Here is a 16,754-nt window from a genome sequence, read left to right as displayed (position 1 = left end):
AATTAATTCGTTTCGACAGTACAATGTTATAAAAAAGTTTTTTACAAAACAAGCGAACGTTCGCTAAATTTAAAAAATATTTATTTTGCGATTGTTTTTAGAATTTCTATATTTGACATTATGGATATCGAAAAAGACTATATAAAGCTGATTTTTGGACTAAAACTGAAGCAAGTTCGCACGCAAAAGAACTTGTCCCTTTTTGGTTTGGCCAAACTGACTAATCTTTCAAAATCGTATTTAAACGAGATTGAAAAAGGAAAAAAATATCCCAAAACAGATAAAATTTTGCTTTTATGTGAACATTTGGACGTGACTTACGACCAAATGGTGTCTTTAAAACTCGATAATAACCTCGCTCCGATTGGCGAAATATTAAAATCTGGAATTTTAAAAGAGATTCCGCTGGAGCTTTTCGGAATTCAGGAAGCCGATTTAATTGATATTATTGCGAATGCTCCGGCAAAAGTCAATGCCTTTATTAGTACGATTATTGAAATTGCACAACATTATAATTTAAGCCGAGAAAGTTTTTTTCTTGCTGCTTTGCGTTCGTATCAGGAAGCACACAGCAATTATTTTGAAGATTTAGAAGAGAAAGTAATTGCTTTTTCGAAATCCTTTCAGATTAATTTAGATTCGAAAATCAGCATTGAAGAATTGGAAGCGATTTTAAAAGAAGAATACGAATACAACATAAAAGAAATTGCTTTTACAGATCAGGAAGCTTTGGGCGATTTGCGCTCGATTTATGTTCCAAAAAGCAAGACTTTATTGCTTTCAACCGAATTAGATGATCCGCAAAAGGCTTTTATTTTGGCCAAAGAAATCGCTTATAATTATTTGAAAATTTCAGATCGTCTGCTGACTTTCAGTTGGATTAAGTTTGAAAATTTTGATCAGGTCCTGAATAATTTTTATGCTTCTTATTTTGCAGGCGCTTTATTGTTGCCGAGAAAATTGGTTGTCAATAAAATCAATGCTTTTTTGGAAAACGAAAACCCAAAACCAGAGGAATTTGTGGCGCTAATTGAAAGTTTTGAGGTTTCGCCAGAATCTTTTTATCAGCGATTAACTAATTTATTACCGAAAGATTTCCAATTGAAAAACCTTTTCTTCCTCAGATTATCTCATAAAATTGGTTCTGATTTTTATCAAATCAACAAAGAATTACACATTACGCACCAGCAGGAACCGCATGCCAATGAGACGAATGAACATTATTGCAGAAGATGGGTTTCGGTAAAAACCATTGACGAAGCGATCAGACAAAATAAACCTCATTTTTTTGATGCTCAGATTTCAAGTTATGCGAATAGTGGCAATGAATATTTAGTTTTTTCATCGGCTACAAAAGATCCTTTTGCTGAAAATTATATCCGAAGTATTTCTGTTGGAATTTTAATTAATCCGACAATGAAAAAGAAATTTAAATTCATTGACGGAAAACCTTTGGTAAAACGAATTGTAGGTGTAACTTGCGAGACCTGCGCGGTACAAGATTGTTTAGAAAGAAGCGCTCCGCCAATTGTTTTGGAGAAAAAGAAACGCCATGAAAATACAGATGCAGTTGTACAGCAGTTTATGAATCAATACAGTTAGAATAGCATGAAATTTTTCACTTTAATAATAGCGCTGATTTCTATTAATTTCAGTCAGAAAACAGAGAAACTTAATGGTCGTTATAATTATTTAATAGAAGACGAAAATCAATATATCCTAAAAGATAAAATTACTTTTAAGGACAGTGTTTTTGCTTTTGACAACAAATTTTTGCCAAAAGGAAAGGTTTCTTATGGGAATGCAATACTATTGGATAATTTTATAAATATTGATTTAGTTATAACTATCCCGAAAGATCAAATTCAAAAGGATACTATTGAGTTTTTTATGCATGATAGGAATGATGCTAATTATCTAAATATAGTGACGGGAAAAGGGAAATTGATTAGGATAAAATAGTTTATATTTCACTAGACTATAAAAACATTAAGCACTATAATTTTAAATGAAAATCAATCTATTTATTTTATTTCTTCTAATAACATCTCTGAATTGTTTCAGTCAAAATTCATTTGGTAAAGAAATAAACAAAAACTCCAAACCAATTGCTGATATTGAAGAATTAGAAATGGAAGTTAATAATGGTGGATTTAATCAATATTTTTTTAATTGTGGAAAAAATTGTTTTGAAACATTAAAAGCCTTAAAAAGAAATGGCAAAATTAAAACTGCAAAAATTCTCGAGAATGCAATTTCTTTAATCAATCCGAAGAAACTATCCAATAATATTTTAATTGAAAAATTACAAAATCAAGAAGTCGAAGAACTTGATAATGAAAAAATAAATGCAAGTCTTGACCAATTAGATCTTGAATTTTATAAATATCCTGATGGCAAACTGACCCATAACTAGAATATTATAAACTCCGCCAATCTTTACGGAGCTACTTGTGGAGATTCCTCGTTCCTCGGAATGACAAACTGAGCGGTTAACTTTGTCCACACTTCTTCTGAAAACAAAAACTGCTCTATTAGCCCTGATAGAAGCGGCATCCTTTTGTGGCGGGGTTCGCCACAAAAGATATAGCGGATAGCAGGACTAAACATCTTTTGAAAACCAAAATTTCTGCTTCAAAAAATCAATTAGATAATTTGAGAATGCGGCGACTAGACAATCCTATTAAATCATGAAATTTTTTCAAAGATTGATGAATCACCTTGTAGAGTTACTAGTGCGATCCTTCTTTCGTCAGGATGACAAATTGCATGATAAAAACCTTTGAACCTTTGTCACTCTGTGCCTTTGCTCCTAAAACAAAGCACTTAATCTAGATTAAGTGCTTTTCCTTTACTATGACCGTATCTTTGTACTATAAAATTAACAAAAGGACAAAATCATGGAAAATATAGTATTGCACAAAGCAGACACAAGAGGAAACGCAAATCATGGATGGCTAAACGCTTATCATAGCTTCAGTTTTGCAAGCTGGTATAATCCAGATAGAATTCAGTTTGGAGCGCTTCGTGTTTTGAACGATGATACGATTGCTGCCGGAATGGGATTTGGAACTCACCCTCACGATAATATGGAAATTATAACGATTCCGTTGGAAGGTGATTTGGCTCATAAAGACAGCATGGGAAATACTGAAGTTATCAAAAATGGTGATATTCAGGTGATGAGTGCAGGAACCGGAATTCAGCATAGTGAATTTAATCCGAATGCTGATCAGCAGACTAAATTATTGCAGATTTGGTTGTTTCCAAATAAGAGAAATGTTACACCACGTTACCAACAAATTACTTTAGATGTTGCTGACAGACACAATAAATTATCTCAAGTTTTATCTCCAAATGCAGATGATGAAGGCGTTTGGATTCACCAAGACGCTTGGTTTAATATGGGGAATTTTGATGCTGGAATTTCTACTGAATATAAAATCAAAAAAGAAGGAAACGGAGTTTATGCTTTCGTTTTAAAAGGAAATGTAACCATCAACGGTCAGGAATTAAACTCTCGTGATGCGGTTGGAATTTCGGGAACTGATTCTTTAAACATTAAAGCGAATACAGATGCTGAATTTTTATTAATGGATGTTCCTATGAATTATTAATTCAAACAAAAACAATTAAATACCTGTAACGCTGAAACGATAATAATTCTGAATATCAGATTATTATCGTTTCTTTTTTTTAACCTTTAATTGATAAAAAACAAAATAAGAAAAACTAACTTTATGAAAATAAGGACTTTGTTCTGACTTTAGAATTAAAACTAATCCTTAAAATTTTAAACCATGAATCCAAATAACCTCACTAAAGAATATACAAACGGAGAAGTAACTATTGTCTGGCAATCTGGAAAATGCATCCATTCGGCTAATTGCGTAAAAAACAATCCAGATGTTTTTCGCCCAAAAGAAAAACCGTGGATTACGCCGGAACAATCGACAACGGAGAAAATCATTTCGACTGTAAATAAATGTCCGTCTGGTGCGTTGACATTTTATATGAATAAATAATCCTCATTAAAAACCCGACAGGTTTTGAAAACCTGTCGGGTTTGTTCACATAAAATTTTAAAAAATGTGATAATCAAAAATTATCACATTTTTTATTTCTTAATCTAGGTTAAGTGCTTCAGGATAACTGTCACCGTAACTTTGTCCTATCAAAATGAAACAAATTAATTATTTAAAAAAATAAAATTATGGCAACTACAAAATGGTCAATTGACCCAACTCACTCAGAAATTGGTTTTAAAGTTAAACACATGATGTTTACTAATGTTTCAGGAAAATTTGGAACTTACGATGCTACAATTACTACAGACGGAGACAACTTCGAAAATGCAGCTATCGAATTTTCTGCTGATATCGCTTCTATTGATACTGCAAATGTAGACAGAGACGGGCACTTAAGAAGCGCTGACTTTTTTGATGCTGAAAATCATCCAAAATTAACTTTCAAAGCTTCTGCTTTCAAAAAAATCAATGAAGGAGCTTATGAATTAACTGGAGATTTAAACATTAAAGGAGTTTCAAAATCAGTAACTTTTCCAGTAGAATACAGCGGAATCTTGACTGATCCTTGGGGAAATACTAAAGTTGGTTTAAGCATAGAAGGAAAAATCAATCGTAAAGATTGGGGATTAAACTGGAACTCAGCTCTTGAAACTGGTGGAGTTTTAGTTGGCGAAGAAGTAAAATTGAACATTGAATTACAATTCGTAAAACAAGCTTAATCTTTTGGTTTTAGATTAGATTTAATTGGTTGGTTAAAAGCTCTGTACTTTTAGTGCAGAGCTTTTTTTTAACCACAAATTACACAAATTTCCACAAATTTTTTTTCTTAAAAAACGCTGTTTTTGCAACAGATTAAGATGATTATTTGGATTTAAAATCTGTGAAAATTTGTGTAATTTGTGGTTTAAAAAACTCAACGCACAGTATTTCTAAATTCTGTGGGTGACATTCCGGTTTGTTTTTTGAAGAATCGGGAGAAATACGAGTAATCTTCGTAGCCGACTTTGAAGGCGACTTCGTTTACGGCTAATTGCTTGTCGATCAGCATTCTTTTGATTTCTAGAATAACACGATCGGTAATTACTTCTGTTGCTGTTTTTTGGAGGATTTCGTTGCAGATTCTATTTAGATGTTTTAGTGTGATATTTAGCTTTTCTGCATAAAATGAAGGAAGTTTTTCGGTTCTGAAATATTCTTCTAAAAGCGATTCGAATGTGTTGATTTTGATATTGTACGAATGCGCTTGATGCGAATAGGTTTCGCTGTATTTTCTAGTAATTTCAATATGAATACAGTCTAACAAGTTCAGCAATTTATCTAGTTGATATTTATTATTTTGACCGTTTTCCTGAATCAGCAAATCGAAATATGGAAGAATTTTTGGAATTTCATTTTCTTCAAAAACCATTTCCGGTCTGTTGTGAATGGAATGATAGAAATTATAATCGTTGATCTTTTTTTGCCCGAAGTACAAATTGTATAATTCCTGAGAAAAGATAATCACAAAACCTTCAATGTCTTCAGATAAATTCCAATGATGCATTTGTCCAGGCTGCAGCACAAAAAGACTTCCTCTTTTGATTTCGAATTGATCAAAATCAACTTCATGCAATCCGGAACCTTTCGTAAAAAAGACCATTAAATACGAATCGTGTCGATGCGGTTCTTCGACAAAACTGTGACTTTTTAAATGTTCTGCAAAAGTATTGACATAAAAATCGCGGTGAATGTCGTTACAGCTAAAGTTCTGAACACTATAAATGGGATACCTTTTCATACACAAAAATATTTATTGTTTTCTGATTACAGAATACCATTGCTCGATTTAAAATTTGGAATTTAGATTTTGAAAATTCAGTCAAAAATGTCTTTATTGTGCTATAATAAGCGAAGATATAAAAAAGACTTTTACAAACCTCTGAATTACTTTTGTATAAACAAAAATTAACAATATCATGTCAAGCGCATTAACTCATATCTTAAGCAACGAATGTCCTGTTTGTCATAAAGGAAAAGTCTTTACAGACAAAAACATTTTTTTCAATTTCAGTTTTCCAAAAATGAATGAATACTGCAGTCATTGTCATTATAAATTTCAAAAAGAACCTGGTTATTTCTTTGGAGCGATGTACGTAAACTACGGATTAACAGTAGCTCAAGGAATTGCAACGTATTGTATTTCTCAGTATTTTTTCGAAACCAACTTCGATTTAAGAATCCTTCCAATTATTGCTGTTGTCATTACTTTACTGACTCCTTTTAATCTTAGATTTTCAAGATTAGCATGGATTTATATGTTTAAAGGTTATACAAGCTAAAAAAGTATTATTTTTGCCGTCCAATTGAAACTACTTTTCAATTTCAAAAAAAGTAAAAATAAAATTAGACAGATGAAAGCATACGTATTTCCGGGTCAGGGCGCGCAATTCACAGGAATGGGTAAAGACCTTTATGAAAATTCGGCTTTAGCCAAAGAATTATTCGAAAAAGCTAATGAAATATTAGGTTTCAGAATTACAGATATCATGTTTGAAGGCACTGCCGAAGAACTAAAAGAAACTAAAGTAACGCAGCCAGCTGTATTTTTACACTCAGTTATTTTAGCTAAAACTTTAGAAGATTTCAAACCGGAAATGGTTGCAGGACACTCTTTAGGAGAATTCTCTGCTTTAGTAGCAAACGGAACTTTATCTTTTGAAGATGGTCTTAAATTGGTTTCTCAACGTGCTTTAGCAATGCAAAAAGCTTGCGAAATCACTCCATCTACAATGGCTGCTGTTTTAGGTTTAGCTGATAATGTTGTGGAAGAAGTTTGTGCTTCGATCGACGGTGTTGTGGTTGCTGCAAACTATAACTGTCCAGGTCAATTGGTAATTTCTGGAGAAACTACTGCTGTTGAAAAAGCTTGTGAAGCAATGAAAGCTGCTGGAGCAAAACGTGCTTTAATTTTACCTGTTGGTGGTGCTTTTCACTCGCCAATGATGGAACCAGCAAGAGAAGAATTGGCAGCTGCAATTGAAGCTACCACATTCTCTACTCCAATTTGTCCAGTATACCAAAACGTTACTGCAAATGCGGTTTCTGACGCAAACGAAATTAAAAAGAACTTAATCATTCAATTAACTGCTCCTGTAAAATGGACTCAGTCTGTTCAGCAAATGATCGCTGACGGCGCAACTTTATTTACTGAAGTTGGTCCTGGAAAAGTTTTAGCTGGTTTGATTAATAAAATCGATAAAGAAGCTGCTACTGCTAATGCTTGATTTTTAAGTGATCAGTCTCAGTGACAGTTTTCAGTCATTCACTATATAAAAAAATCCTCATCAACTTTAATCGGTTTATGAGGATTTTGTTTTATAAATCTTTCGCTTCTTCACTATAATTATTTAGAATTCCGGTAATCAGATAATTTTGATTTCTCTCTTCAAAAAACATATACCAAGTTGTTCTTGAATTAGCTTTATAGAAAATATAATTTGAACCTAAATAACGAAGTGACATTGGCGTTTTCTTGTGAGGGCATCTTTTTATTCTTTCGGAAGCTGCATCATAAATATTATCGACATATTCATCTGCTGATTCTATAAAACCAAAATATCTTTTTTTATATAATATCAAAACCAAATCTTCAAGATAACTTATTACTGATGGTGTAAAAACAACTTTTATTTTCCCCACCATTCTCTAATTCTTCTTTTCGTTTCAGCCTTTGCTTCTTCTGGTGTCAATCCTTTTGCAAACTCCACATCAAAATCAAAAGTTTCGGGATCTATACCTTGTCGCCTTGGTTTTTGAATTTCATATTCTGTTGCAGGTTCTTCAACCTTATTGATCTTTTTATTTTCTTCACCCTTACTCATAATTCCTACATTTTTTATTCTTACAAATTTACAAAATAAATCAAACCAAAATTGCTCATTTTTGCAAAGCTGGCTTTTCCTTCTTTTTATAATTAATAATAAAAACTCCCAAAATAATCAGGAATGTCGCAATTATAAAATCAATCGTAATTTTTTCATCCAAAATGAGCCAACCAAAAAATACGGCAATTATGGTATTAATGTACGCTAAAATAGAAACTTGAACTGGCGTAACGTGTTTCAGGGCATAATTATAACTAAAAAAAGCAATTACAGATCCAAAAATAGACAGATACAATGCTGCTAAAATACTTTTTGTGCTCCATAAATCCACATCAATTGTAGGCGAAAAAATAAACGCCAAAACAATCTGAATACAGGAAGCCATTGTAAACTGGTAAAATAAATTCAGAATTATATTCTTAGATTTATTTCCATGAATTTTGGTATAAATTGTCCCTCCTGCCCAGGCAGTAATCGCAAATCCCATAAACATCATTCCGATTCTGTAATCGGCATCCAGAAAAGAGGCTAGTCCATCTTTAAATATAAAAACGACTCCAGAAAACCCTATTATAACTCCAACAAATCCTTTTAAACTTGGTTTTTGCAATTTTACTAAAATACTGCCCAGAAAAATAAGTATCGGAGCCATTGCACTGATTACCGAAGCGAGTCCGCTTGGCACCGTTTGTTCAGCAACGGTTGTAAAACCATTTGCTACTACAATCATCAAAATAGAAGGTACAAGCTGATGTTTTAAATTTTCCCAGCCAATCCATTTCAATTCTTTTTTGAACAATAAAATAATCATCATGATCATTCCTGCCAATCCCTGACGGATAGAAGTTACAAACCAAGGCGGAATCGTTTCAACCGCAACCCTGATTCCTAAAAATGTTGTGCCCCAGATAATTCCAACAGCTGCTAAGGCAAATATTAATTTATAATCTAAACTTTGTTTCATGATAATCAATCAGCTAAAAAAAATCCCAAATTATATTGCTATAATTTGGGATCATAAAATTTTATAATTTTAAAAGTGCAGTATTATTTACTCCTCACTTTTTGTTCCCATTTCCAAGCACTTGCCATCGCTTCATCTAAACTTAGTTCAGCCTTCCATCCTAAGACATTATTTGCCTTATCTGTATTTGCATAAGCTTCCGTAATATCGCCTTCGCGACGTGGTTTAATGACGTATGGCAATTTTTTATCGCTGACTTTTTCAAAACTATTAATGACTTCCAGAACAGAACTTCCTTTTCCTGTTCCTAAATTGAAAGTTTCAACTTTTGATAAGTTCTTTTTGCTCAATAATCGTTGTAAAGCAATTACGTGGGCTTTTGCCAAATCGACAACGTGAATATAATCACGAACAGCCGTTCCGTCCGGCGTTGGGTAATCATTTCCAAAAACAGACAATTCTTGACGTAATCCCATTCCTGTTTGTGTAATAAACGGAACCAAATTTTGAGGAACACCTAAAGGCAATTCTCCAATCTGAACTGATTCGTGTGCTCCAATTGGATTAAAATAACGCAATAAAATAGCGCTGATATTCGTCACTTTAGCTGTATCTGTAATAATTTCTTCGCCTATTTGTTTTGTATTTCCGTAAGGAGACATTGCTGCTTGAACTGGAGCATCTTCTGTAATTGGCATTTTTTCGGCTTGACCGTAAACCGTACAAGACGAGCTGAAAATAAAACTAGCTTCAGGTTTTTGTTGTAATTCTTGCAAAAGATAAACCAAACTGCCAATGTTGTTTTCATAATACAACAAAGGCTGTTCAACACTTTCACCAACTGCTTTTGAAGCGGCAAAATGAATTACTCCCGTAACATCATTATGTTTTTTAAAGAAATCCTGAACGGCACTTTTTTCTCTTAAATCTAATTTTTCAAATAAAGGAGTTTTTCCTGTAATGGCTGAGATTCCTTTTAAAACATCTTCTGAAGAGTTTGAAAGATTATCAATAATCACAACTTCAAAGCCTTCATTTTGTAATTCGACTACGGTGTGAGAACCAATAAATCCTAATCCTCCTGTTACTAATACTTTCATTTTGTGGTTTTTTGCGGTTATTTTCGGCTAATAATTAAGCTTGTTTTTATTTTAAAAATTCAATTACGCTGTCAGTAATAAATTTAATTTGCTCGTCGTCCAATTCTGTATGCATTGGCAAAGCAATTACTTCCTGAACCAATTGATTTGTCACAGGGAATTGCTCTTCTTTATAACGAGGATCTAAATACGCTTTTTGAGAGTGCAAAGGAATTGGATAATAAATCGCACATGGAATTCCTTTATCCAATAAATGCTGCATTAAAGCATTTCTGTCTGCATCAACAATTCTTAATACATATTGATGAAAAACGTGATCGTTTTGGTTTGCGTCAAAATCAGGAGTAATGATTTTTGCATTTCCTGCAAAAGCTGCATTATATTTTGTTGCTGCTAAACGACGTGCTTGATTATACTCATCTAATAACGGTAATTTTGCATTTAAAACTCCTGCTTGAATACTATCTAAACGAGAATTAACCCCTACAACATCATGGTGGTAACGCTCATACATTCCGTGGTTTACAATTCCGCGAATAACATGCGCCAATTTATCATCATTTGTAAAAATTGCTCCACCGTCTCCGTAACATCCTAGGTTTTTAGACGGAAAGAATGAAGTTGCTGCAACGTGACCAATTGTTCCAACTTTAGTTTTTGAACCTGATTTAGAAATATAATCTGCACCAATTGCCTGCGCATTATCTTCAATTACATATAAATTGTATTGAGCTGCAATTTCCATAATCGCATCCATATTGGCAGCACGTCCAAATAAGTGTACCGGAACGATTGCTTTTGTTTTTGGCGTGATTGCTTTTTTAAGAGCATCGATATCAATGTTCATATTGTGCAAATCAACATCTACTAAAACTGGAGTCAATTGCAGTAAGGCAATAACCTCAACTGTTGCAGCAAATGTAAAATCGGCAGTGATTACCTCGTCGCCAGGCTTAAGATCTAACCCCATCATTGCGATTTGCAAAGCATCTGTTCCATTTGCACAAGGAATAACGTGTTTTACTCCCAAATAATCTTCAAGATTTTTTTGAAACTGATGAACTAAAGGTCCGTTAATATAAGTATTCGTATCAAGAACTTCCTGAATTGAAGCGTCTACAGTAGATTTTATTTTTTCGTATTGACTTTTTAAGTCAACCATTTGTATTTTTTTCATTTTTGATTTTATTTAAATTAAAGACACCGTTTTCATACAGAAATCTTTAAAAGGAGGAACAAAAATAGTTATTAATAGCTTCAAACCAATGAAAATAGTCGAAAGAAATGTAATTTAGCAACAAAAATTATTACATGCTTTTTTTCTATAATCTAACCTTATACATCGCAGGATTTTTCTTAAGAATCATAGCGCTATTTAGTCCGAAAATTAAACTTTTTATTGAAGGACGAAAAAATGTTTTTTCCATTTTAGAAGAAAAAATAAAGACAAACGACAAGACTATCTGGTTTCACTCCGCTTCATTGGGAGAATACGAACAAGGACTCCCTGTTATAGAAAAAATCAAAGAAAAATATCCCACACATAAAATTATTGTATCCTTTTTTTCCCCTTCTGGATATGAAGTGCGTAAAAACAACACAGTTGCCGATGTTACAATTTATCTTCCTTTAGACACAAAAAGCAATGCAAAAAGATTTTTAAAATTAGTTCATCCTGAATTTGCCTTTTTCATTAAATATGAATTTTGGTTAAACTATTTAAAAGAACTAGAAAAAAGCAAGACACCAACTTATTTAATTTCAGGCATTTTTAGAGACAGTCAAATGTTTTTTAAATGGTACGGCGGATTTTATAGAAATGCTCTGAAAGCTTTTACTTATTTTTTTGTTCAGAATGAAAGTTCAAAACAAAAAATAGAAAGTATTGGATACAAAAACGTAGTGGTTTCAGGCGACACGCGTTTCGACAGGGTTGCAGCAATTCTAGAAAGAGACAACTCCCTTGATTACGTCGAAAACTTCAAAAACAATCAGCCAACCATTATAATTGGTAGTTCATGGCCAAAAGATGAAGCCTTGATTGCAACTTATATCAACCAAGCACCAGACAATGTTAAATTCATTATTGCCCCTCACAATATTAAAACTGACCAGATTTCGAATCTCAAATCGCAAATTACCAAATCAACAATTCTTTTTTCAGAAAAAGAAAACAAAGATCTATCGACTTATAATATCTTCATAATTGATACCGTTGGAATTTTAACCAAAATATACAGTTACGGAACTATTGCTTATGTGGGAGGTGGATTTGGAAATCCAGGCATTCATAATATCTTAGAACCCGCAACGTTTGGAATTCCGATTGTAATTGGCCCAAATTATTCCAATTTTGCGGAGGCAGTTGCGCTTGTAGAATTAAAAGGTTGTACCGTTATTTCTAATAACGCCGAATTGAAAAGTATTTTTGACCGCTTATTGACTGATAATTTGTTTTTTAGAGAAAAAAGTGAAATTTGCAAAATGTTCATTCAAAACAATAAAGGGGCAACTGAAACCATTCTAAACAATATTTTTTAACAATTTCGTATAAAACATCAATCGATTATCAACTTTTTTATGATAATTAAACCGATAAAAATATAATTTAGTTCTATTGAACACTCTACAATAATCATCAAAAAACAAAATAAACCACAACAAACCGAATTGAAAAGCCAAAATAGCAATAGAATTTTCAACAAAAAATAAATTTGACAAAACATACAACAATACAAACTATTTTTCCTAATTTGGCATATTATTTGATAACTAAGATAATCGTGAGTAAGGAAAATATTTTAAAAAAAAAGTGAAAAAATATTTTACATATTAAAAAATTTATATCTTTGCCACGAATTAATAATTAACCTTTTATAATAAAGTAAGATGAAAAAAGTATTTTTAAGTTTAGCTGTTGTTGCTGTTTTAACTGTTGTATCTTGTAAAAAAGCTGACGCTGCTGCTACAGAAGCTGCTGTAGATTCTACTGCTGTAACTGTTGATTCAGCTGCTGCTGTTGTTGATTCAGCTGCTGCAACTGTTGATTCTGCTGCTGCTAAAGTTGATTCAGCTGCTGCTAAAGTAGAAGAAGTAAAAAAATAATTAGAACCTAAGTTCTAACGATTTTAAAACCATCTTAGAGATGGTTTTTTTTTGTGATTAATTTTCACAAATTAATTCACTTAATAAAAAAAGCGTTTGTAATTCACAAACGCTTTTTTTTATTCCGCAACCTCCTCCAACTCTTCTTCAGATTCTTCATCTCCAAAAATTGATTCGCTCGAAGAAAAATCCAAAATTTCAGACCTAGAAGAATACGTTACAATTTCTTTTATCCCTTTCTGCAAAAGCAATTCCGTGCTATATTTTCGACTCGTTGCAAAGTGCACCTCCCCCAACATCAATTTAAAGAAATATTTTCCTCCAGAACCTTTAAATTTCAAAAACTTCGCAAGATCAATATTCGCTTTAAACTTCTCAATATCCTCTTCACACTCAAACCTCAACTCGTAACTTAAACTCGTAAAAATAACTTTCCCCTTTCGCGAAGTAAAAGTAAATTTATATTCATCATTAAATCGCTTGCTAATTACAAAAGCACCCATTTACAAATTTTAAATTTTAGATTGTTGATTTTAGATTCTCTAATAAATTTACTTCGTAAATTTATCATCTGCAAGTTTACAGAATAAAAAAAGCCTCTTCAAAAGAAGAGGCTTTAGTACTCAGAGCGGGACTTGAACCCGCACGAACATTGCTGTTCACTGGATTTTAAGTCCAGCGTGTCTACCAATTTCACCATCCGAGCATTATATGGTTTTGAGCGAAAAACGGGGCTCGAACCCGCGACCTCGACCTTGGCAAGGTCGCGCTCTACCAACTGAGCTATTTTCGCATTTTCAAATCTTATTAAGAACTCGCAACACTTGATTTGTTTCGTATTGCGAGTGCAAATTTAGGACATTTATTCAATTACACAAGCGTTTTTTCAAAAAAAAATCGACTTATTTTATAACATTCTGATAACCCAAACTTTAAATTTGAAATTTATTTAAAATTTATTTCTTAACCAGCATTCTTTTGATCTCATTCAGTTTCATCAGCGCTTCAACTGGTGTAATTGCATTGATATCGAGATTCAGAATCTCTTCTTTTATCTCTTCCAGTAAAGGATCATCCAAATTAAAGAAGCTCATCTGCATTTCATCGTTTGCTGACTTTATTCCGTTTAAAGCGTCGCTTGAATGATTTTTTTCCAATTTCTTTAAAAGTTTCTGTGCTTTTGAAATAACCAATTGTGGCATTCCCGCCATTTTAGCCACGTGAATTCCAAAACTGTGCGCACTTCCCCCTTTTACAAGCTTTCTAACAAATAAAACCGTATCCTTAAGCTCTTTTACCGCAACATTGAAATTCTGGATTCTCGGCATCGATTCTGTCATTTCATTCAACTCATGATAATGCGTTGCAAAAAGTGTTTTTGCTCTTCCAGGATGTTCGTGCAAAAATTCGGCAATTGCCCAAGCAATCGAGATTCCATCGTAGGTACTTGTTCCCCTTCCAATTTCATCCAACAAGACTAAACTTCTATCTGAGATATTATTCAAGATCGAAGCCGTTTCATTCATCTCAACCATAAAAGTAGATTCTCCCATTGAAATATTATCCGAAGCGCCTACTCTGGTAAAAATCTTATCTACAATTCCCATTCTAACACTATCAGCAGGAACAAAACTTCCCATTTGAGCCAAGAGAACCACCAAAGCAGTTTGCCTTAAAATTGCAGATTTACCCGACATGTTAGGTCCAGTAATCATAATAATTTGCTGCGTTTCTCTGTCCAAGAAAACATCATTTGCTATATATGGAGTTCCAACAGGCAATTGTTTTTCTATTACAGGGTGCCTTCCGTTTTTAATATCCAATTCGAATGTATCGTCGATTTCCGGACATACATATTGGTTTTCAACAGCCATTTGAGTAAACGAACACAAACAATCCAATTGCGCGATTAAATAGGCATTCATCTGAACTGGCTTGATATAAGTTCCGATCCACGCTACTAATTGTTCGAAAAGTTCACTTTCTATTTTATAGATCTTTTCTTCTGCACCTAAAATTTTGGTTTCGTATTCTTTTAGTTCTTCGGTAATATAACGCTCTGCATTCACCAAAGTTTGTTTACGAATCCATTCTTCTGGAACTTTATCTTTGTGTGTATTTCTTACCTCAATATAATATCCAAAAACATTATTAAAAGAAATTTTCAACGATGAAATTCCCGTTCTCTCCGATTCTCTTTTTTCAATTCCTTCTAAAAATTCTTTCCCAGAAGTAGATATTGCACGGAGTTCATCCAGTTCTTCATTTACTCCTGCTGCTATTGCATTTCCTTTTGAAATCGCAACCGGTGCATCTTGATTTAAGGTGTTTTTGATTTTTTCGCGAAGCAAATCACAAGCATGCAAACTATCTCCAATCACTTTCACAGCTTCCTGCGGACTATCGAGCGCCAATGTTTTTATCGGAATAATAGCATCTAAAGATTCTTTTAAATAAACAATTTCTCTAGGCGAAACTTTCCCAGCTGCAATTTTAGAAATCAAACGCTCTAAATCTGAAATCTGCTTAATCTGATATTGAATGTTATGCAGAATTTCAGGATTTGATTTTAAATACGACACAACTTCATGACGTCCTTTTATTCTGTTAGCATCCTTTAAAGGCAATGCCAACCAACGTTTCAACAAACGTCCTCCCATTGGAGAAAGCGTTTTATCAATAATATCCAAAAGCGTCACAGCATTTGGATTATAGCTGTGATATAATTCTAAGTTTCGAATTGTAAAACGATCCATCCAGACATAAGCATCTTCTGCAATACGCTGAATCGCCGTAATATGCTGCACACGATTATGCTGTGTTTCTGATAGATAATACAGAATCGCACCAGAAGCAATAATTCCTTCTTTTAATTCTTCAACACCAAATCCTTTTAAAGAATTGGTTTGAAAATGCTTCGTTAAAGTTTCTAAAGCATAATCTTCTTTGTAAATCCAATCTTCTAAGTAAAAACTATGAAAATCTTCTCCAAAAGCATTCTTAAAATCACTTTTATTATTCTTTGGAACCAAAACCTCACTTGGGTTAAAGTTCTGCAATAATTTATCAATGTATTCCGCATTTCCCTGAGCTGTTAAAAACTCACCTGTAGAAACATCCAAAAATGATATTCCGATATTTTTATTAGCAAAATAAACCGATGCTAAGAAGTTATTTGATTTTGACTGCAAAACTTCATCATTCAAAGAAACTCCAGGAGTTACAAGCTCCGTCACACCTCTTTTTACGATTGTTTTAGTCATTTTTGGATCTTCTAGCTGATCACAGATCGCTACTCGAAGTCCGGCTTTTACCAATTTTGGCAAATAAGTATTTACAGAATGATGTGGAAACCCGGCCAATGCCGTTTCGGTATCAGACCCTGCCCCTCTCTTAGTTAAAGTTATACCTAAAATTTTAGAAGCTCTAATGGCGTCTTCCCCAAAGGTTTCATAAAAATCTCCTACTCTGAAAAGCAGACATGCATCAGGATATTTAGCCTTGATTTCGTTGTACTGTTTCATTAAAGGTGTTTCTTTCACCACTTTCTCTTTAGCTGCCAAATTATAATAGTTTTAAATGAAAAATTAAGACAGCGAATTTATGATTTTTTAGTGGCATATCGAAAGCTTCAAAAATTAAAATATTTTAAGATATTTTTAGGTTGTGGTTTAAGAATTTTACATAGCTTTGT

At 33.1% G+C, this 16,754-nt stretch carries 18 protein-coding genes and 2 tRNA genes; 10 read left to right on the top strand and 10 right to left on the bottom strand.

Going from position 1 to position 16,754, the window contains the following annotated elements:
* Positions 1–120: 120 nt before the first annotated feature.
* The 6 genes from K6T82_RS19310 to K6T82_RS19285 all read left to right on the top strand — a co-directional run bounded on the left by K6T82_RS19310 (position 121) and on the right by K6T82_RS19285 (position 4,747).
* A complete protein-coding gene (locus K6T82_RS19310) occupies positions 121–1,602 on the top strand; it encodes a helix-turn-helix domain-containing protein (RefSeq protein ID WP_223709589.1) in 1,482 nt (493 codons plus the stop codon).
* Positions 1,603–1,608: 6 nt separating this feature from the next.
* Positions 1,609–1,962: a hypothetical protein gene (locus K6T82_RS19305; RefSeq protein ID WP_223709586.1), complete on the top strand. Its 354-nt coding sequence runs from the start codon at positions 1,609–1,611 to the stop codon at positions 1,960–1,962.
* Positions 1,963–2,008: 46 nt separating this feature from the next.
* On the top strand, positions 2,009–2,416 hold the full coding sequence (locus K6T82_RS19300; protein ID WP_223709579.1) for a DMP19 family protein: 408 nt from the start codon (positions 2,009–2,011) through the stop codon (positions 2,414–2,416).
* A gap of 484 nt (positions 2,417–2,900) precedes the next feature.
* Complete coding sequence (locus K6T82_RS19295) at positions 2,901–3,617, top strand: pirin family protein (RefSeq protein WP_223709577.1); 717 nt, start codon at positions 2,901–2,903, stop codon at positions 3,615–3,617.
* Between the two features lie 183 nt (positions 3,618–3,800).
* Positions 3,801–4,025, top strand: coding sequence for a (4Fe-4S)-binding protein (locus tag K6T82_RS19290; protein ID WP_223709575.1), 225 nt, complete (start codon positions 3,801–3,803; stop codon positions 4,023–4,025).
* A 188-nt stretch (positions 4,026–4,213) separates the two neighbouring features.
* Positions 4,214–4,747 carry a YceI family protein gene (locus K6T82_RS19285; protein WP_223709573.1) on the top strand — a complete coding sequence of 178 codons (534 nt, stop codon included), beginning with the start codon at positions 4,214–4,216 and terminating at the stop codon, positions 4,745–4,747.
* Between the two features lie 194 nt (positions 4,748–4,941).
* Here K6T82_RS19285 and K6T82_RS19280 read toward each other — a convergent pair whose 3' ends face one another.
* A complete protein-coding gene (locus tag K6T82_RS19280; protein ID WP_223709571.1) occupies positions 4,942–5,805 on the bottom strand; it encodes a helix-turn-helix domain-containing protein in 864 nt (287 codons plus the stop codon).
* Between the two features lie 178 nt (positions 5,806–5,983).
* Between K6T82_RS19280 and K6T82_RS19275 the strand changes: the two genes are divergently transcribed.
* Complete coding sequence (locus K6T82_RS19275) at positions 5,984–6,346, top strand: DUF983 domain-containing protein (RefSeq protein ID WP_223709569.1); 363 nt, start codon at positions 5,984–5,986, stop codon at positions 6,344–6,346.
* 72 nt (positions 6,347–6,418) lie between these two features.
* A complete protein-coding gene (fabD, locus tag K6T82_RS19270) occupies positions 6,419–7,291 on the top strand; it encodes an ACP S-malonyltransferase (RefSeq protein ID WP_223709566.1) in 873 nt (290 codons plus the stop codon).
* A gap of 91 nt (positions 7,292–7,382) precedes the next feature.
* Here fabD and K6T82_RS19265 read toward each other — a convergent pair whose 3' ends face one another.
* The 5 genes from K6T82_RS19265 to K6T82_RS19245 form a co-directional block, all read right to left on the bottom strand.
* Positions 7,383–7,709, bottom strand: coding sequence for a hypothetical protein (locus K6T82_RS19265; RefSeq protein ID WP_223709564.1), 327 nt, complete (start codon positions 7,707–7,709; stop codon positions 7,383–7,385).
* A complete protein-coding gene (locus tag K6T82_RS19260; protein WP_223709550.1) occupies positions 7,694–7,888 on the bottom strand; it encodes a hypothetical protein in 195 nt (64 codons plus the stop codon). The genes K6T82_RS19265 and K6T82_RS19260 overlap by 16 nt, the downstream gene beginning before the upstream one ends.
* A gap of 55 nt (positions 7,889–7,943) precedes the next feature.
* On the bottom strand, positions 7,944–8,855 hold the full coding sequence (locus K6T82_RS19255) for a DMT family transporter (protein ID WP_223709547.1): 912 nt from the start codon (positions 8,853–8,855) through the stop codon (positions 7,944–7,946).
* 83 nt (positions 8,856–8,938) lie between these two features.
* The gene (gene galE / locus K6T82_RS19250; protein WP_223709545.1) at positions 8,939–9,955 is read right to left on the bottom strand and encodes a UDP-glucose 4-epimerase GalE; all 1,017 of its coding nucleotides are present in this window, start codon (positions 9,953–9,955) and stop codon (positions 8,939–8,941) included.
* A 46-nt stretch (positions 9,956–10,001) separates the two neighbouring features.
* On the bottom strand, positions 10,002–11,132 hold the full coding sequence (locus tag K6T82_RS19245) for a DegT/DnrJ/EryC1/StrS family aminotransferase (RefSeq protein ID WP_223709543.1): 1,131 nt from the start codon (positions 11,130–11,132) through the stop codon (positions 10,002–10,004).
* Positions 11,133–11,266: 134 nt separating this feature from the next.
* Between K6T82_RS19245 and K6T82_RS19240 the strand changes: the two genes are divergently transcribed.
* Together K6T82_RS19240 and K6T82_RS19235 are read left to right on the top strand one after the other, a co-directional pair.
* The gene (locus tag K6T82_RS19240; RefSeq protein ID WP_223709541.1) at positions 11,267–12,496 is read left to right on the top strand and encodes a 3-deoxy-D-manno-octulosonic acid transferase; all 1,230 of its coding nucleotides are present in this window, start codon (positions 11,267–11,269) and stop codon (positions 12,494–12,496) included.
* 348 nt (positions 12,497–12,844) lie between these two features.
* Entirely contained in the window at positions 12,845–13,060 is a 216-nt protein-coding gene (locus tag K6T82_RS19235; RefSeq protein ID WP_091492463.1) for a PG1828 family lipoprotein, read from the top strand.
* A 119-nt stretch (positions 13,061–13,179) separates the two neighbouring features.
* Here the strand turns inward: K6T82_RS19235 and K6T82_RS19230 are convergent, their stop codons facing one another.
* The 4 genes from K6T82_RS19230 to mutS all read right to left on the bottom strand — a co-directional run bounded on the left by K6T82_RS19230 (position 13,180) and on the right by mutS (position 16,623).
* Positions 13,180–13,563: a DUF1508 domain-containing protein gene (locus K6T82_RS19230; RefSeq protein WP_223709538.1), complete on the bottom strand. Its 384-nt coding sequence runs from the start codon at positions 13,561–13,563 to the stop codon at positions 13,180–13,182.
* Positions 13,564–13,680: 117 nt separating this feature from the next.
* A tRNA-Leu gene (locus K6T82_RS19225) sits at positions 13,681–13,766 on the bottom strand.
* 14 nt (positions 13,767–13,780) lie between these two features.
* Positions 13,781–13,853, bottom strand: a tRNA-Gly gene (locus tag K6T82_RS19220).
* Positions 13,854–14,016: 163 nt separating this feature from the next.
* The gene (gene mutS / locus K6T82_RS19215) at positions 14,017–16,623 is read right to left on the bottom strand and encodes a DNA mismatch repair protein MutS (protein ID WP_223709535.1); all 2,607 of its coding nucleotides are present in this window, start codon (positions 16,621–16,623) and stop codon (positions 14,017–14,019) included.
* Positions 16,624–16,754 lie beyond the last annotated feature (131 nt).

It is taken from the genome of Flavobacterium potami (assembly GCF_020026915.1).
In the GTDB taxonomy this organism is placed as follows: Bacteria; Bacteroidota; Bacteroidia; order Flavobacteriales; family Flavobacteriaceae; genus Flavobacterium; species Flavobacterium potami.
The sequence above is the reverse complement of the archived record's forward strand: the minus strand, read 5'-3'. Positions and strand labels throughout refer to the sequence as shown.

Bases quoted from the DNA above. Each gene is read 5' to 3' on its own strand.
- K6T82_RS19280 (WP_223709571.1), bottom strand. From the start codon at position 5,805: ATGAAAAGGTATCCCATTTATAGTGTTCAGAACTTTAGCTGTAACGAC.
- K6T82_RS19310 (WP_223709589.1), top strand. From the start codon at position 121: ATGGATATCGAAAAAGACTATATAAAGCTGATTTTTGGACTAAAACTG.
- K6T82_RS19265 (WP_223709564.1), bottom strand. From the start codon at position 7,709: ATGGTGGGGAAAATAAAAGTTGTTTTTACACCATCAGTAATAAGTTAT.
- K6T82_RS19290 (WP_223709575.1), top strand. From the start codon at position 3,801: ATGAATCCAAATAACCTCACTAAAGAATATACAAACGGAGAAGTAACT.
- K6T82_RS19260 (WP_223709550.1), bottom strand. From the start codon at position 7,888: ATGAGTAAGGGTGAAGAAAATAAAAAGATCAATAAGGTTGAAGAACCT.
- K6T82_RS19240 (WP_223709541.1), top strand. From the start codon at position 11,267: ATGCTTTTTTTCTATAATCTAACCTTATACATCGCAGGATTTTTCTTA.
- K6T82_RS19275 (WP_223709569.1), top strand. From the start codon at position 5,984: ATGTCAAGCGCATTAACTCATATCTTAAGCAACGAATGTCCTGTTTGT.
- K6T82_RS19285 (WP_223709573.1), top strand. From the start codon at position 4,214: ATGGCAACTACAAAATGGTCAATTGACCCAACTCACTCAGAAATTGGT.
- fabD (WP_223709566.1), top strand. From the start codon at position 6,419: ATGAAAGCATACGTATTTCCGGGTCAGGGCGCGCAATTCACAGGAATG.
- K6T82_RS19230 (WP_223709538.1), bottom strand. From the start codon at position 13,563: ATGGGTGCTTTTGTAATTAGCAAGCGATTTAATGATGAATATAAATTT.
- K6T82_RS19300 (WP_223709579.1), top strand. From the start codon at position 2,009: ATGAAAATCAATCTATTTATTTTATTTCTTCTAATAACATCTCTGAAT.
- K6T82_RS19245 (WP_223709543.1), bottom strand. From the start codon at position 11,132: ATGAAAAAAATACAAATGGTTGACTTAAAAAGTCAATACGAAAAAATA.
- K6T82_RS19295 (WP_223709577.1), top strand. From the start codon at position 2,901: ATGGAAAATATAGTATTGCACAAAGCAGACACAAGAGGAAACGCAAAT.
- K6T82_RS19305 (WP_223709586.1), top strand. From the start codon at position 1,609: ATGAAATTTTTCACTTTAATAATAGCGCTGATTTCTATTAATTTCAGT.
- K6T82_RS19255 (WP_223709547.1), bottom strand. From the start codon at position 8,855: ATGAAACAAAGTTTAGATTATAAATTAATATTTGCCTTAGCAGCTGTT.
- K6T82_RS19235 (WP_091492463.1), top strand. From the start codon at position 12,845: ATGAAAAAAGTATTTTTAAGTTTAGCTGTTGTTGCTGTTTTAACTGTT.
- galE (WP_223709545.1), bottom strand. From the start codon at position 9,955: ATGAAAGTATTAGTAACAGGAGGATTAGGATTTATTGGTTCTCACACC.